The 14,803-nt window shown below is 69.5% G+C and carries 12 protein-coding genes, 1 tRNA gene and 2 pseudogenes; 11 read left to right on the forward strand and 4 right to left on the reverse strand.

Going from position 1 to position 14,803, the window contains the following annotated elements:
• The 10 genes from ACZ60X_RS18025 to ACZ60X_RS18070 all read left to right on the forward strand — a co-directional run bounded on the left by ACZ60X_RS18025 (nucleotide 1) and on the right by ACZ60X_RS18070 (nucleotide 10,985).
• Nucleotides 1-3,096, forward strand: a complete 3,096-nt coding sequence (locus ACZ60X_RS18025) for a lantibiotic dehydratase (protein ID WP_469599323.1) — start codon at nucleotides 1-3, stop codon at nucleotides 3,094-3,096.
• Nucleotides 3,083-4,429, forward strand: a complete 1,347-nt coding sequence (locus ACZ60X_RS18030; protein ID WP_469599325.1) for a lanthionine synthetase C family protein — start codon at nucleotides 3,083-3,085, stop codon at nucleotides 4,427-4,429. The genes ACZ60X_RS18025 and ACZ60X_RS18030 overlap by 14 nt, the downstream gene beginning before the upstream one ends.
• Nucleotides 4,423-5,118 carry a heme ABC exporter ATP-binding protein CcmA gene (gene ccmA / locus ACZ60X_RS18035; protein ID WP_469599327.1) on the forward strand — a complete coding sequence of 232 codons (696 nt, stop codon included), beginning with the start codon at nucleotides 4,423-4,425 and terminating at the stop codon, nucleotides 5,116-5,118. Before ACZ60X_RS18030 ends, ccmA begins: the two co-directional genes overlap by 7 nt.
• Nucleotides 5,115-5,927, forward strand: a complete 813-nt coding sequence (locus ACZ60X_RS18040) for an ABC transporter permease (RefSeq protein WP_469599330.1) — start codon at nucleotides 5,115-5,117, stop codon at nucleotides 5,925-5,927. The genes ccmA and ACZ60X_RS18040 overlap by 4 nt, the downstream gene beginning before the upstream one ends.
• Nucleotides 5,928-5,984: 57 nt before the next feature.
• Nucleotides 5,985-6,428, forward strand: a complete 444-nt coding sequence (locus ACZ60X_RS18045) for a BlaI/MecI/CopY family transcriptional regulator (protein WP_469599332.1) — start codon at nucleotides 5,985-5,987, stop codon at nucleotides 6,426-6,428.
• Nucleotides 6,425-7,360, forward strand: coding sequence for a M48 family metalloprotease (locus ACZ60X_RS18050; protein WP_469599334.1), 936 nt, complete (start codon nucleotides 6,425-6,427; stop codon nucleotides 7,358-7,360). Before ACZ60X_RS18045 ends, ACZ60X_RS18050 begins: the two co-directional genes overlap by 4 nt.
• A 104-nt stretch (nucleotides 7,361-7,464) precedes the next feature.
• Nucleotides 7,465-8,229 (forward strand): ATP-binding cassette domain-containing protein, encoded by a 765-nt coding sequence (locus ACZ60X_RS18055; RefSeq protein ID WP_469599336.1) that lies wholly within the window; start codon nucleotides 7,465-7,467, stop codon nucleotides 8,227-8,229.
• A complete protein-coding gene (locus ACZ60X_RS18060) occupies nucleotides 8,226-9,740 on the forward strand; it encodes an ABC-2 family transporter permease (protein WP_469599338.1) in 1,515 nt (504 codons plus the stop codon). The genes ACZ60X_RS18055 and ACZ60X_RS18060 overlap by 4 nt, the downstream gene beginning before the upstream one ends.
• Nucleotides 9,737-10,198 (forward strand): hypothetical protein, encoded by a 462-nt coding sequence (locus ACZ60X_RS18065; RefSeq protein ID WP_469599340.1) that lies wholly within the window; start codon nucleotides 9,737-9,739, stop codon nucleotides 10,196-10,198. The genes ACZ60X_RS18060 and ACZ60X_RS18065 overlap by 4 nt, the downstream gene beginning before the upstream one ends.
• A gap of 223 nt (nucleotides 10,199-10,421) precedes the next feature.
• Complete coding sequence (locus tag ACZ60X_RS18070; RefSeq protein WP_469599342.1) at nucleotides 10,422-10,985, forward strand: HD domain-containing protein; 564 nt, start codon at nucleotides 10,422-10,424, stop codon at nucleotides 10,983-10,985.
• On the opposite strand, the pseudogene ACZ60X_RS18075 reads toward ACZ60X_RS18070, so the two are convergent.
• Nucleotides 10,973-11,083: pseudogene (locus ACZ60X_RS18075) on the reverse strand (NUDIX hydrolase); the annotation flags it as partial. The gene ACZ60X_RS18070 and the pseudogene ACZ60X_RS18075 overlap by 13 nt on opposite strands.
• A gap of 9 nt (nucleotides 11,084-11,092) precedes the next feature.
• Between ACZ60X_RS18075 and ACZ60X_RS18080 the strand changes: the two are divergent.
• The gene (locus ACZ60X_RS18080) at nucleotides 11,093-12,730 is read left to right on the forward strand and encodes a site-specific integrase (RefSeq protein WP_469599346.1); all 1,638 of its coding nucleotides are present in this window, start codon (nucleotides 11,093-11,095) and stop codon (nucleotides 12,728-12,730) included.
• Between the two features lie 34 nt (nucleotides 12,731-12,764).
• On the opposite strand, the gene ACZ60X_RS18085 is transcribed toward ACZ60X_RS18080, so the two are convergent.
• The 3 genes and pseudogenes from ACZ60X_RS18085 to ACZ60X_RS18095 all read right to left on the reverse strand — a co-directional run.
• Nucleotides 12,765-12,837, reverse strand: a tRNA-Lys gene (locus tag ACZ60X_RS18085).
• 100 nt (nucleotides 12,838-12,937) lie between these two features.
• A complete protein-coding gene (locus ACZ60X_RS18090) occupies nucleotides 12,938-14,452 on the reverse strand; it encodes an amino acid permease (RefSeq protein ID WP_469599349.1) in 1,515 nt (504 codons plus the stop codon).
• A gap of 116 nt (nucleotides 14,453-14,568) precedes the next feature.
• A pseudogene (locus ACZ60X_RS18095) lies at nucleotides 14,569-14,803 on the reverse strand (DEAD/DEAH box helicase); the annotation flags it as partial.

The following is a 14,803-nucleotide window of genomic DNA, read 5'->3' on the forward strand; positions in this document are numbered from 1 at the left end:
ATGACACATTCTGAATATCGAATATCGGATCACGTCCTGGTCCGGTCCCCCGTCCGTGCCACGGACTTCTATCCTGACCGGCCGGCCGATCACGAACCGCTCGACGGAATTCAGCGACTGTGGGCTGACCCTGTCTTCCGCGAGGCCGTTTGCGTGGCAAGTTCCGTTCTCGCGGACCAGGTCGACGCCTTGCTGTCCGAAGAAATCGAAAAGATAGAAGGCGGTAAGAAGGCACATTCAATCTATCGGGCCCTACTGAAATACGCGATTCGCATCTCCACCCGCACCACACCCTTCGGTGTCTTCGGAGGAACGGCGGTCGTCGGTCTCGGTGCCGACCCACTGGTGCTGGGCCGAGGCGAAGAGCACCGCAAGCACGCCCGGGTCGGCTTCAGGTACCTCAAGGAACTCACTGCGCAGGCCGTCGCCGATCTCGGCACCCGGCTGCGTGTGGTGTCCAACCCGACCGTGTACCTCGCCGGTGACCGCATCGCGGTGATGGTGAACCCTCAGGCGGGCGAGGGGAAGGTCGACGAGACCTCCAGCGTCCGCTGCACCGCGCCGGTACGGCATGTCCTCGGCATGGCCCAGCGACCCGTCACGCTGCTGGCCGTCCGCGAGAGCCTGGCCGAGGCGTTCCCGGACGCCGACGGCGAGGTGCTGGCAGGTTTTGTCGAACAGCTGCTCCGTCACGGCATCCTGATCCACGAGTTGACGCCGTCGGCGTTCGACACCGATCCCCTGGCCCGCTGGATCCACGCCACGGGACACGGCGAGAGTCCGCTGGCCCGGCGCCTCCGCGCGGCACAGGATGCCCTCGCCGCCTACCGCGCCACCGCCGTCGGCGAGGGCACCCGTGAACTCCGTTCCGTCTACGCCACTTTGCGGACCGACGACAACGCGGCGCAGGAGCAGCTTCAGGTCGACCTCTCCCTGGCTCTGGTGGGACAAGTGCCCCACCAGGTCGCGTCCAGGGTCGAGGCCGCGGTGGGCGCACTGATGCGCATGCAGCTGCTGTCCCCCGCGTTCCCTGAACTCCGGAGCCACACCGAACGGTTCACGGATACCTTCGGTCAGACCCTCGTACCGTTGCACCGCCTGTTCGACCCCGTGCGCGGCATCGGCGCCCCGGCCGGGTACCCGTCCTCGCCGCACCGGCCCGGTGCGCAACCACAGAACGCCGACGAGTCCTTCCTTGCGGGCCGCCGGCTGCGGGCCGAGCTGGTCGATCGCGCCCGACGCACCGGCCGCACGACCGTGACGATCACACCGGACGACCTCGCCGCGTTTCCGCCCCCGGCCGGGACGCCGCCGACCAGCTATGAGGTGTTCTTCCAGCTCGACGAGGCAGAGGATGCGGACATCCGGATCACCCTGTCCCCCGTCGGCGTGGCGGTGCCCGCGGGCAAGGCGGGCGGCAGGTTCGCCTACGACGACGCGGCCGTCGAGGCGCACGTCCGCGAGGTGATCGGCGCTGACAAGGCCCTGCACCGCGAGACGCTGCTGTGCGAGCTGGACTACATCAGCAACCGGTCGCGGGTCAACAACGTGGCGGTCGCGCCCAGCATGTACGACGTCCAACTGAAGGTGACGACAGGCCCCTTCGGCGACGCCGACGGAGCGACGGGACCGCGGCAGATCGCGTTCGCCGATCTGCTGGTCGGCGTGGAGGGCGGCCGTTTCCACCTGGTGCACGGTCCTACGGGCAGGCCGGTGGAGATCCGTACGGCGAACCTGGTCAACCCTGAGACCGCCACCGGTGTCGTGCGGTTCCTGCAGGAGGTCGCTTTGGACGGCACCATCAGACCGGCCTGGACCTGGGGTGAACTGGAGCCGCTGGCGGCTTTCCTGCCCGGTGTGGAGTTCGGTGGGGTGACACTCTCCTCGCCCAGGTGGCGCCTGCCGGCGCTAACCGGCACTCCCGGCGAACAGGACGAGCAGTTGCTGCGCTGGGCAGCCGACGTGGGGCTGCCGGACCACGTCTACGTCGGGACGTTCGACAACCGGCTCCTGCTGCATCTGGCCGACCGGATACACCGTGATCTGCTGCGCCGGGAGGCAGCGGACGGCGCGGAGTTTGTTGTGGCGGCTCCCAAGCCGAGCCGGATGGGCATCGTGCGGGACCACGACGGCCGCAGGTACGCGAGCGAAGGCGTGTTCTCGGCGGTCGCCCGCCGCCCGGCCCTCGCCGCGCCACCCGTACGCGTGCCCCACTTCGACCTGACGGCCGATTGGGTGCGCACCCTGCCGCCGGGGCAGGAGTGGTGGTACCTGCGCGTCTACGGCGACCGAGAGCGCCAGAACGAGATTCTGTCCCGACTGGCGGCCACCGGTGCCGGATTCGCGGACTCCTGGTTCTACATCCGCTATGCCGACCCCGCCGATCACCTGCGCGTCAGGGTCCGCTCGGACAAAGTGCCCTTCGATCGGGTACGGGAGGTGATCGGCGGATGCGTGAAGGACGGGCTCGCCCACCGCTTCTCGGTCGACACCTACGTACGCGAACTCGAACGCTACGGCGGAGCCCATGCGATGGGAGCCGCGGAACGGATCTTCTGCACCGAGTCCCGGATCCTGTCCGGCAACACCCATCTGTGTGTGGCCCCGGATCTGATGCGGGCGGTACACACCCTTGAGGACAGGGAGACCTTGGACGGGCCCCTGGGCTCGCTCCTCAGGGACGCCGCCCATCTGATGGACCAGTACGTCTCGGCCCTGGAGCTCACTGACGAAGAAATCGGTGGCCTTCTTACGATCATCAACGACGGCTACCGGACCGAGTTCTCCTCGACGAGCCCCGAACTGCGGCGTGTCGTACGCCCATTGGTGCGTCTGCAGCCCTCGGAGGCCGCCCTCGCGATGGGGTCGCTGCTTCGCGACGCCCTACTGCCCGGCACGCGGGCCCTGAACGGCGCGCTCGCCAAGGACGACAAACCCTGGCGAACCCGGGTGATGACCCTGCAGAGCCTTCTGCATATGTTCGCCAACCGGATGGGCCTGCCCCGGCACCGCGAGTACCAAGCGCTCTTTCTCCTCAGCGTCATCAGGCGCGCCCAGGCTCACAGGGAAGGACAGTTCGGCCGTGACCGTGCATGACAAGACACAGCTGGCGGCGGCACCGCTCGACGAGCGGGCGCGGAAGAAGGCGGCGGACAGCGGCTGGGAGATCCTGGACCGGATGCGGGACTACCGCGGTGACCTGACCGATCTGAAGGTCCCGGATCCGTTCACGGGCGAACCGATCGCGGCATGGCACCCGCTCAGCACCGATCCGGGCGACCTCGGCATGGCCCTGGCCTATGCGGCCGCGGACGAGCTGTGCCCCGACGACGGCTGGGACCGGCCGGCTTTCGACCACGCCAGGCGCCTGGTGGAGCACTACACCCACACCGCGGACCTGGGGGTCGGCCTGTTCAGTGGGTCGGCGGCCGTCGCCTACGCGCTGCGCGCCCTATCGCGGGGCGGTACGCGCTACCGCCAGGCCCTCCACGACGTGGAGGCCACCCTGCTCGCACGGACCGAGGACAGGCTCGCCGCACTCCCGCCCTCCGGTGGACTGGCCAGCGAGGACTACGACGTGATCTCGGGACTCGCCGGGACCGGAATGTACCTTCTCGCCGCCGGCGACGCCGACGAGCGCCGACGTGAGGTCGCCGATCGCATCGTGGACCACCTGTGCCGGCTGGCCCTGGTGCCGCCGCCGCTGGGGCTGTGGACACCCTCGGGCAAGATCACCGAAGTGGAGCGGAGGAACTCGCCCCATCTGCACGGCGGCTATCTCAACCTCGGTTTCGCCCACGGGATCTGCGGTGTGGCCTCCCTTTTGGGCACGGCGGCGGCCCGCGGCCCGGTCTCGCTGACGCTGAGGCAGGCGGTGACCGTACTGGGAGAGCTGATCACCGACTCTGTCGTGGACACGCGTTACGGCCCTGATCTGCCCTACTTCAAGCTGCCTCCGGAACGGCAGCGCGGGCAGCAGGGGCTGGCACGGTCCGCCTGGTGCTACGGAAACCTCGGCGGAGCCGTGGCGCTTGCGCACTGCGCGAGCGTGGACGAGCGGTTCCTGGACACCGCCCTCGGCCTGCTGGAGTCCGTCGAGCGGCGTCCGGTCGAACTGCGGCACATCGACAACCCCTCCCTGTGCCACGGGATCGCCGGTCAGATCACGGTCCAGCGTCACATCGCTGCGGTCGCCGCGTCGTATGGGCGTCGGTGGACCGGTCCGGCACAGGAGACGCTGGACCGACTGCTGGACATGGCCGATCCGAGCGCCGTGTTCGGCCTGCGTAACGACAACGTGCCAGGGGCGCAGACCGACTCGCCCGGTTTCCTCTCCGGTTCGGGCGGTGCCGCCGTCGCCCTCATCTCGCTGGGCGCCGACCGCATCACCACGGCGGAGGCCATGCTGTGCGGAGGCAGGACGTGCTGAGCGTGCAGAGGGTCTCCATGTCGTACCGCAAGGCTGAGCGCCCCGTCTTCGCCGACGTGGAGTTCACCGTTCCCGAGGGCCACCTCGTGCCGCTGCTCGGGGCGAACGGGGCGGGCAAGACGACGCTGCTAAGGATCCTGTGCGGCCTGATCGTCCCCACCACGGGCTCGGTGCGCATTGCGGGCCAGGACATCGTGCGCCGTCCGACGACGGCGCGAGGGCACCTCGGGGTCTCCCTGTATCCGGAGCGCAGCTTCTACTTCCGGCTCACCTGCGCCCAGAACCTGCGCTACTACGCCTCTTTGCGTAATCTCTTCGGCGCCCGCGCCAAACGTGAGGTGGCGGATGTCCTGCACCGCGTGGGCCTGTCGGAGCAGGCCGACACCCCATTCATGCGGTTGTCCCTGGGACAGCGCAAACGGCTCGGTCTGGCCCGCGCGCTGTTGGGCGGTCCGTCGCTGCTGCTGCTCGACGAACCCACGGCGAACCTGGACAGCGCGAACGTGGCACGGTTCCACGAGATCCTCGCCGGCCATGCCGCGGAGGGAGGCAGCGCTCTGTTCTCCACCCACAACGAGGAGGACCTGGCGACGGCCACGGACCGTGCGCTCCGCATCGACGGAGGATGCGTCGCCCATGTCCCGGCCCTCCGCCCGCCCACGCCGGTGACCCTGCAGGAGGCACAGTGAACGTCGTACGACAGTTCGGGGTTCACATGTTGCGGATCTACTGGGAGCGCCGCTCGTACCGGACCGCCATCGCCCTAGGCACCGTCACATCTCTGGTGTCCCTGGTCCAGTTCCTCCTCATGGGCAAGTTCCTCCAGGAGGGGAACACATTCACCGGCATCCAGGGGTACGGCGGCAACATCATCAGCTTCCTGATGTCCGGATCGGTGTTCACCGGGTTCGTCGCCGTCAGTCTCGGCGCCTTCAGCAACCATCTGGAGATCGAGCAGCGGACCGGCACCCTGGAGTCCGTGGTCGTGATGCCGGTGCCGCTGACCCGGGTCATGCTGTACTCCGGCTGCGGCGGCCTGATCGGCACCACGCTCGGCTCCGTGGTCATGTTCGGTGTTTTCGGGGCGGTCTTCGACGTCCCGGTCTCGGTCAACCTGCTAGCGACGGTCGCCGTGCTGGCTCTGCTGGTGATCACCCTGGGCAGTTTCGGACTGGCAGGCTGCGGCGTGCTGCTCATCACCAAGCGGGGTGATCCGGTGCGCTGGGGCATCACGACCCTGACGACGCTGCTCTCCGGCGTCATGTATCCGGTGTCGTTCCTGCCCGGCTGGCTGCAAACCGTAGCGCGCGCGTTGCCGACCACCCAGGCGCTGGACGGGATACGCAAGTCGCTCCTGGTCGACGCCGACCTGGCGCAGGTGGCGCCGTCGCTGGCACGCATGGCCCTCTGGGCAGGCGTCATGCTGCCCGTCGGGGTGGCCACCTTCGCCGCTGGGATGTCCCGGGCCCGGCGCGACGGGTCGATCGGCGAGTACTGAAAGGCATGTCAGGAAATCCTATGTCGCCCGAAAAAGCGAACTGCTATCATCTGTAGCATGTCATTGGGTGGGGATGCAGGGCGCCAGGGTCTGGCGGCTCACTTCGGGTCGCTGGAGCTGGCGATCTTGAACGTCATGTGGGCGAAGGGCGAGCTGGACGTCGCCGGGTGCGCCCGGCACCTCGACGGCGGCCAGGCGTACACGACCGTGAAGACGGTGATGGAGCGTCTCGTGGTCAAGGGCCTGCTCGACCGGCGCAAGGAAGGCCGCCAGTACGTCTACTGGCCGCGGCAGTCCCGGCGCGAGGTCGAGCAGCGCGTGGCCGCCGAACAGGTGCGCCAGGTGGTGGACGGGTTCGGCGATCTCGCCGTGGCGAACTTCGTCCGCGCGGTGAGCGGCGACGCCGAGCAGCTCGCGCAGGTGCGTGCCCTCCTGGCCGGCATCACCGACCCTCCCGCCGGTGCCGGCACACCGGCGGACCCGCAGGAGGGAACCGCATGAACCCGAGCTGGCTCGGCTACCCGCAGGTGATGCTCGCCGCATGGTGCCCCCTGGTCACCGTCGGCCTGTGGCACCTGCTGCGCCGCCTCACCGTACGGTTACCTGCGCGGGAACGGTTCGTCCTGGCGGTGGGAGTGGCCCTGACCCCTATGCTGGCCATGACCGTTCCCTACCTGCCGCACAGCCCGTTGCGCCAGGCGCTGCCCTGGCGGGCGCCGATCGCCTGGGGCATCAGCAACGGCATCACGAATGCCGACCCCGCACAGGTTCTGTCGGCCGTCGGCGCCCAGCTGATGCTCGCCGCCTCGATCGTGCCACTGGCGTCCCTGGCCGTGTCCTTCGGGTCCGGCGCGGTGCATGTGGCGCGCACCGCACGTACGGTCACACTGCTGGCCCCCCGCCAGTGCGGTGACATCTGGATCGTGGGCGACGAGGACCAGGCCGCACAGAACCTGGCGAGCACCGTTGGACTGGCACGTCCCCGGATCATCCTCTCCTCCTCCGTGGCGGAGTCCGCCGAAGCGTCGTCGATCATCCGCCACGAACGCGCCCACGCCCGGGCGCGTCACCCCCTGTGGATCTTCCTTGCCACCTGCGCCCTGCGGGCGTGGTGGTGGATTCCCGGCCGGAAGGCCATCCTCGGCGAGATGCGGCTCGCGGCGGAGCTCTGGGCCGACCAGGACGCCCGCGCGGCCGACGGAGCCGCGGCCGTGGCGCGGGCCCTCTGTGCGCAGATCGATGCCCAGGCCCGGATGGCCGGGCACGACCTCGCGTCCGTCGGCGGTGGCATCGGCTTCCTCGACCCCGGTGTCGAACTCGCCCATCGCGCCAGAGCACTGGCGGACCCGCCTCGGGTACTGCCGGCCTGGCAGGCATGGGCCGTCCGCTCGGTGGTCGTGGCGGCCGTCGGCGCCGCGGCCGTCCTCCTCTGAGTCTCCCGGGGACGTTCCTCCGGACGCACCCCAAATCGTCCTCCTCCCTCTGACGGGCCCACCCCTACCCAAAATTGCTACGCGGCGTAGCAGAAAGGAGTGCCATGCAACCGACACCCGTTCCGCAGCCCACGGGAGACCTGCCGGTGCCACCGGTGATCGAGACCCGGAGCCTGTCCAAGGTTTTCCGCCGCCAGGCCGCCGTCGACTCGGCCGACCTCGTCGTACGGCCCGGCCGGATCTACGGCCTGCTCGGTCCCAACGGCGCGGGAAAGTCCACCACGCTCAAGATGATCCTGGGCCTGCTCCCCCCGACCAAGGGAGAGGTGCGGCTGTTCGGCCAGCCGTGGGACCGCAGTGCCCTGTCCCGCATCGGAGCGAGCATCAACGGGCCGAGTTTCTATGGCCATTTGTCCGCCCGGCAGAACCTGATGGTGCACGCCCATCTGCTCGGACTGTCCGAGACGGAGGTCGACCGGGCACTGGACGCGGTCGAACTAAACGGCTCCGACCGGAAAAAGGCGAAGAGCTTCTCCACCGGCATGAAGGGACGCCTGGCACTGGCCATCGCCATGCTGGGCAGCCCCGAACTCCTCATCCTGGACGAGCCGCAGAACGGCCTTGATCCGGAGGGCATCGCCGCACTGCGTACCATGATGCGCCGCTTCACCGACACCGGCCGCACCATCGTGCTCTCCAGCCATCTGCTGGGCGAGGTCGCCGCGGTCGCCGACGACATCGGCCTGATCGCACAGGGACGCCTGCGCTACCAGGGAAGCCTGAACGATCTGGCGCCGGACGGGGACCTCGAGCGCGCCTACTTCACGCTGACCGGCACCGCCGGCGAAGCCCGGACGGCGGCACGATGACCACCGCCGCACCCATGACACCGCTCGTCGGCCTGCCCGCGACCCTGCGGGCCGAGCACGCCGTCTGGCGTCGCAGCACCGTGGCGTACCTGCCCCTGGGCGGACTGGCCTTCGCGGTCGCCGACAGCGCGATGTTCCTCGCCACCGGCCCCGGCAAGACCTGGAGGGACGTCCTCGGCTACCAGAACCTGTGGGCGATGTTCGTCGGCCCGATGCTCACCGTACTGCTGGCGGTCACCGCGGCCCGCATCGACCGCGGCGCCCGGGGCGGCGGCACCTGGTACCGGCCCGTGCGCCCGGGGTACCGGCACCTGAGCCGGTTCGCCGTACTGGCCGCGCGGTCCTTTCTGCTGAATGTGCTCGGCGCCGGCACGCCCCTGCTGGTGCTCGGGCTGCTGTCCAGCGCTCAGCGGGTCCCCGCCAGCCGCGCAATCGAGGCCGTCCTGGTCCCGTGGATCTCTCAACTCGGCCTGTTGGCCCTGACGCTGTGGCTGGCCCGGCAACTGCCTGCCGTGGCGGCTCTGGCCGCCGGGTTCGCATGGACGGTGCTGGGCGTGGTGAACGCGGAGTCGACCGCCTGGGCAGTCCTGCCGTTCGCCTGGCTGGACCGCGGGTCTCTGCCGGTGCTCGGCACACACGCCAACGGTGTCGCCCTGGAGACCCACTCCGCGCTGGCCGATGCCTCCCCTTGGTTGCCCGCACTCCTGGGCGCCCTGCTCGCGATTCCGTTCCTGCTGGTGCCACGGCTGCGACTGTCCGGTACCCGGACCGCCCTGCACCGGACGACAGCCGGGCGGCCGGGCTTCGAACCGGGCGCCACGGCGATCCTGGGCACGGTGACGGAGCCCGCCCCACACCTGCTGCCGGGCCGGCCCCGGGTGGTCGCCGCCGTGCTCGGCATGCTCCGCGGCACCGCACTGACCTGGCTGTGCCCCGGCGCTGTCGCACTGATCGCGCTGTGGCTGTCCTGGCACGACCCGAACGCCAGTGTCCAGCTGTTCACGCTGCTGGTCCTGCCCATCGGCACCCTGGTCCTGGGCCTGGTGGTCTGGAGCGCCGCCGGTCAGGGCTGGCGGGCGGTCGCCTCCCGCGCCACCGGAACCACCGGTCCGGCGCTCGCCCTCACGGGCGTCACGGTCGCCATCGCCGTGGCCGTGTCCCTGATCACCGCTCTCCTCTACCTGACGGCCGGCATCCCGGCCGGGCATGCCTGGCCGCTCGCGCTCACCAGCGCAACGGTCGGTGCGATGCTCACCGCCCTCACCCTGTGGCTGGCGATCCGTACCTCGCAGGCCGTCGCGGCGATCGTCGGAATCATCGGCATCCTCTTCGGCGTGCTCGTCGGCGGAACCGCCATGCAGCGGACGCTGTGGCCGTTGATCCCCTACTCGTGGGCCAACTACCTCGACCTGCACCGCATGTCCGTGACGGTCCCGGTGAGCGTCGCGGCGACGGCCCTCTTCACTCTCGCCATCACGCACGCGACCCGAAAGGCGGCGGAGAACTCATGACCACCTCCCAACGCATGCACCAGCGCACCCACCCGCGCACGGCGCGAGCCGGCTTACTGCTCGGCACAGCCGCCGGTCTGGCCCTGCCACTGATCCTTTCCGGCTGCTCGTCCCAGGAAGGCGACGCCCTCACAAAATGGCCGGCCGCGACGCACAACCCGCAGCACATCACCGCCGACCAGCTCGGCTCCGCCTGGCCGGTGAAACCCCAGGAGGGCGACGTCCGCTGCGACACGACCCCCTACAACGGCTTCGCCATCACCTTCACGACACCCGACGGCAAGGTCTACGCGCTCAACAACGTCGCCCATGACGAGAAGGGCTATCCAAGCGCCGACACCATCCAGAAGCCTTCCTCGAAGACGATGTGGCGGCTGCGGTCGTTCGGGATGCAGGTGTGCAGCGTCTACCGGGCGAAGCACATGAAGCAGACACCAACGCCTCCCAAGTCCCCCTGAGGCCGACAGGTCCTTGGCGCGCAAGCCTCCGCCGATGAGTCAGCGCCCGAGCCGACCGAAGCCGGCTCGGGCGCTGCGCAGCAGGGCGGAGAGGGCGACGCCTCCCTGCCATAAACATCGCGGTGCTGCCATCCAGTACGCGGCAGGTCCCAACTGCCCGGCGTCTTCGGTGCCCCTCAACCAGCTAGGCTTGTGCGGCTCGCGCCCCGGGCAGAGAGAACGCATGGGTGACCTGATCGAGGGATGGGCGACGCGGGTAGCGGAAGCCGAGCTCAGCGCAGTGCTCCCGCGTCGATGGGCGCACACGCGAGGAGTGGCGGAACGCGCGACCGAGGTCGGTCCAGTCCTCGGAAAAGACGCCGGCCTCCTGGTCGCCGCCGCCACGCTCCACGACGTCGGGTACGCCCCTCGGCTGGCCGTGACCGGGTTCCACCCGCTGGACGGGGCAAGGTTCCTCCGTGACGAGCATGGGGCCGACGAGCGGCTGGTGCGGCTGGTCGCGAACCACTCTTTTGCCCTGCTGGAGGCTGAGGAGCGCGGGCTGCGGGACGAGTTGGCGTCGGAGTTTCCGTTGCTGGAGGAGCCGCTGCTGATGGACGCTCTCGTGTACTGCGACATGACGACGACGCCCGATGGTGCCCGGACCAGTGCGCGGGAGCGGATCGCGGAGATCATCAGTCGGTATGGCGCGGACAGTGTGGTCGGCCGGTTCATCCGCCGTGCGGCCCCTGAGATCCTCTCTTCTGTGCAGAGGGCGGAGACGGCGCTGGCGGCTCAGCCGAGGTAGGGATAGGTGCCGGCCAGGTAGTCTCCGATCTGCTGGCGCATGCTCGGGTGGATGTCGTACTGGTCGAGGTCGGCCGGCTGGACGAAGCGCACCCCGGAGGAACGCCTTTGAAGGGCTCCACCTACCGCCGCTGCTCCTGCCGCGACCCGAAGACCGGCAAGGAACTCGGCTCCTCCTGCCCGAAGCGCAAGAGCCGCAAGCACGGTTACTACTCCATACGCCAGGAGCTACCAGCCCGCGAGGACGGCACCCGTCGCTCCTTCAGCCGCGCTGGCTATGAGTCCCTGAAGGACGCTCAGGCGGACCTCGACCACGTTCGCTCCTTGCTCGCCCTGGAGGACAAGGACGACCCTGACAGCCTCCAGCGCCTCGTCACCATGCTGGAGGAGGTCGCAGCCGAGAAGGCCCCGCTGCCGGCCATCGAGGAGACCCGACGCCGTCTCAGGGCGGGCCTGGCTCTCCGTGGCAGCCTCACCGTCGGCGAGTGGCTCGACCAGTGGTTCGCCGCGAAGAAGCGCCGCAAGACCACGCTCAACGGCTACGCCTCCCACATCCGCGTCCACCTGAAGCCGCGCATCGGGCATGTACGCCTCGACCGGCTCAATGTCGGCCACCTCGTGGAGATGTTCGACGCGATCGCCGACGAGAACGAGGTGATCGCGGCCGAGAACGAGGCCCGCCGCGAGCAGATCGCCCGCTGCAAGCCGAGCAAACCCGGGCGACCCGTAGGAGCCGAGCGGAAGCTGCTCGCGACCGAGCGGGCCAAACTGGCGGAGATGAAGCCGTTCCGGAAGATCACCGGCCCGGCCACCCGGCAGGCGATCCGCCGCACCCTGCGCGCGGCGCTGAACTCCGCGATCGCCCAGCAGTTCATCACCTTCAACCCGGCCTCCCACGTCGAGCTGGAGTCCGGCAGGCGCCCCAAGCCCCTCCTCTGGACCGAGGAGCGGGTCCGGCGCTGGCGCGAGACGGGCGAGATCCCCGGCCCGGTCATGGTGTGGACTCCACAGCAGTTCGGCGCCTTCCTCGACGCAGCCGAGGGCGACCGGCTGTACGCGATCTTCCACCTGATGGGGACCCGCGGTCTCCGGCGCGGCGAGGCGGTCGGCCAGGATTGGCATGAGATCGATCTCAACGCCCGTCTCATCACCCCCGCCAAGGAGATCGTGGTGGACGGTTGGGACCTCTACGAGTCCGAGCCGAAGACGGACGGCAGCGCAAACACGATCGCGCTCGACAGCATGAACATCGCGGTGCTGCGCGACCACAAGGCTCGCCAGGACAAGGAGCGGGCCCAGTGGGGCACCGCTTGGCAGGACACGGGCAAGGTCTTCACGAAGGAGGACGGCTCCTGGCTCCACCCGGAGACGGTCTCGGAGACCTTCCGCCGCATCCTCGCCACAACCGACCTGCCGCCCATCACCCTGCGGGACCTGCGCCACGTGGCCGCGACGCTCACGCACGGAGGCGGCGGGGACATCCACACGGTGAAGGAGACGCTGCGGCACTCCACCATCACGCTGACCTCGGACACGTACACGAGCCTGCTCCCCGAGCTGGACCGTGAGATCGCCGAGAAGGCGGCGAAGCTGATCCCCCGGTCTCGTCCGGCAGCTGCCGAACCGTCCGGCTCGGTCCCTGCCGACCCGCAGGACGCAGGCGCGTCCGCTCACGCATCGCTCACGCAAGAGCCGGAAAACGAAGCAGCGCGCGAGTCGACCGAAGCCGACCCGAGCGCTGCGTAGCAGGTCAGAGGGGGTATTCCCTCCCCTGCAGCCGTAGGCCCTGTGGGACTCGAACCCACAACCAATGGATTAAAAGTCCACTGCTCTGCCAATTGAGCTAAGGGCCCAGGGCGATGTTGCCTGTCCGAGCATAGCCGGACGCGGCCGTGTCTCCGATCGGGTATCGGTGGACCGGCCGCGTCGGCGGAGCAGGATGGGGCCGGATGGTCACTTTTCGGCCGTCTGCGGGGCGGGGGCGCGGTCCGGGGTGAGGAACCAGTGGCGGGCCGAGACCAGCCACCAGGTCGCGGCGAAGCCGAGGACCACCAGGACGGCGACGGGGGCGTAGTTGAAGGTCTTCCAGGTGACCGGGGAGACCTGCGGAAGCATGAAGAGGACCGTGATCGCCACGACCCACAGGACCGAGACGACTCCGATCGCCCCCGACCAGCGGCCCAGGTGCCAGGGGCCGCGTTCGAAGGCGGCGCCCTTGCGCACGCGCAGGAAGGTCGGGACGACGTACGCGATGTACAGGCCGATCACCGCGATCGACGTCACCGCCGCGTACGCCGTCGAGTTGATCAGGTAGGGCAGGCCGAGCACCAGGGCGCTCAGGGCGGCCAGCCAGACCGCCGCCACAGGGGTGCGGGTGCGCGGGCTGACCGTGTGCCAGACGCGCGAGAAGGGCAGCGCGCCGTCGCGCGAGAAGGCGTAGATCATGCGGCTGTTGGCGGTCACCGAGGCCATCCCGCAGAAGAGCTGGGCGCCGATGACGACCAGCAGCAGGAGCTTGCCCGTGGTGGCTCCGAGGGCGTCGAGGAGGATCTGGGCCGGCGGCGCGCCGGTCGGGGACGCCAGCTCCTTGCCGTACGACTGGATCGCGAACGTGAAGCCCAGGAGCAGGACGAAGCCGGCGATCCAGGACGTCCAGATGGAGCGGACGATGCCCTTGGGCCCGGCCGTGGACGCGTCCCGGGTCTCCTCCGTCATGTGCGCGGAGGCGTCGTAGCCCGTGAAGGTGTACTGGGCCATCAGCAGGCCGAGGAGGACCACGTACGGGCCGCTGCCCCAGCCCGTCTCGTTGACGAACTTCGTGAAGACGAACGTCGCCGACTGGTGGTGGTCGGGGACGACGGCGAGCGCGCCGACGATGACGGCGACGCCGAGGACGTGCCACCACACGCTCACGTCGTTCAGGAACGCGACGATCCGCACGCCGAAGGTGTTCAGCAGGCCGTGCAGGACGAGGATCGCGGCGAACAGCAGGACGGTGCGGACCGGTGTCACCGCGAAGCCGAACTGGAGGTTCAGGTACGCGCCCAGGAACGAGGCCGCGCCGAAGTCGATGCCGGCCGTCACCGCGACCTGGCCCAGCACGTTGAACCACCCCGTGAACCACGCCCAGGCCGCCGCCGAGCGCGGTGGCGCGAGGCGGTGGGCCCAGAAGTACAGGCCCGCCGACGTGGGGTACGCCGAGCAGATCTCCGCCATCGACAGGCCCACGAACAGCGTCATCAGGCCGACCGCCACCCAGCCCCAGGTGATCACCGCGGGGCCGCCGGTGGTCATGCCGAAGAGGTACAGGGTCAGACAGCCGGACAGCACCGAGATGATCGTGAAGGAGACGGCGTAGTTCGAGAACGCCGACATCCTGCGGGCGAGGACCTGGGTGTAGCCGAGCTGGGCCAGCCGTTCCTCGTCCGACAGGCCGTGCGCCGCACTCGCTCTCGCGTCTTCTGTCATGCCCCCAGCAATTCCCTGCGCGGGGGCGTGACATGCGTCACGCTATGGCCAAAAAGGGCCCGTACGACGTGGTCGTACGGGCCCTTCTCAGATCACGCGGCCAGGCTCACGCGGCGTCAGCCGTTGCGCTTCCAGCGGGGCTTGTCCTCGCGGCGGCCGAAGGAACCGGTGCCGCGGTGGTCGTCACGACGGCCGTAGGGGCGGTCGTGACTACCGGAGCGGAAGCCCGGGCGGTCGTCGCGGCGGTCGCGGTTGAACGGGCGGTCGCTGCCCCGGTGCCCGCCGCGCTCGTCCCGGCGGAAGCCGCCGCGCTCGTCCCGACGCTCGAAACCACGGCCCCCGCGGTCACCG

Source organism: Streptomyces sp. NPDC104106 (genome assembly GCF_055584345.1).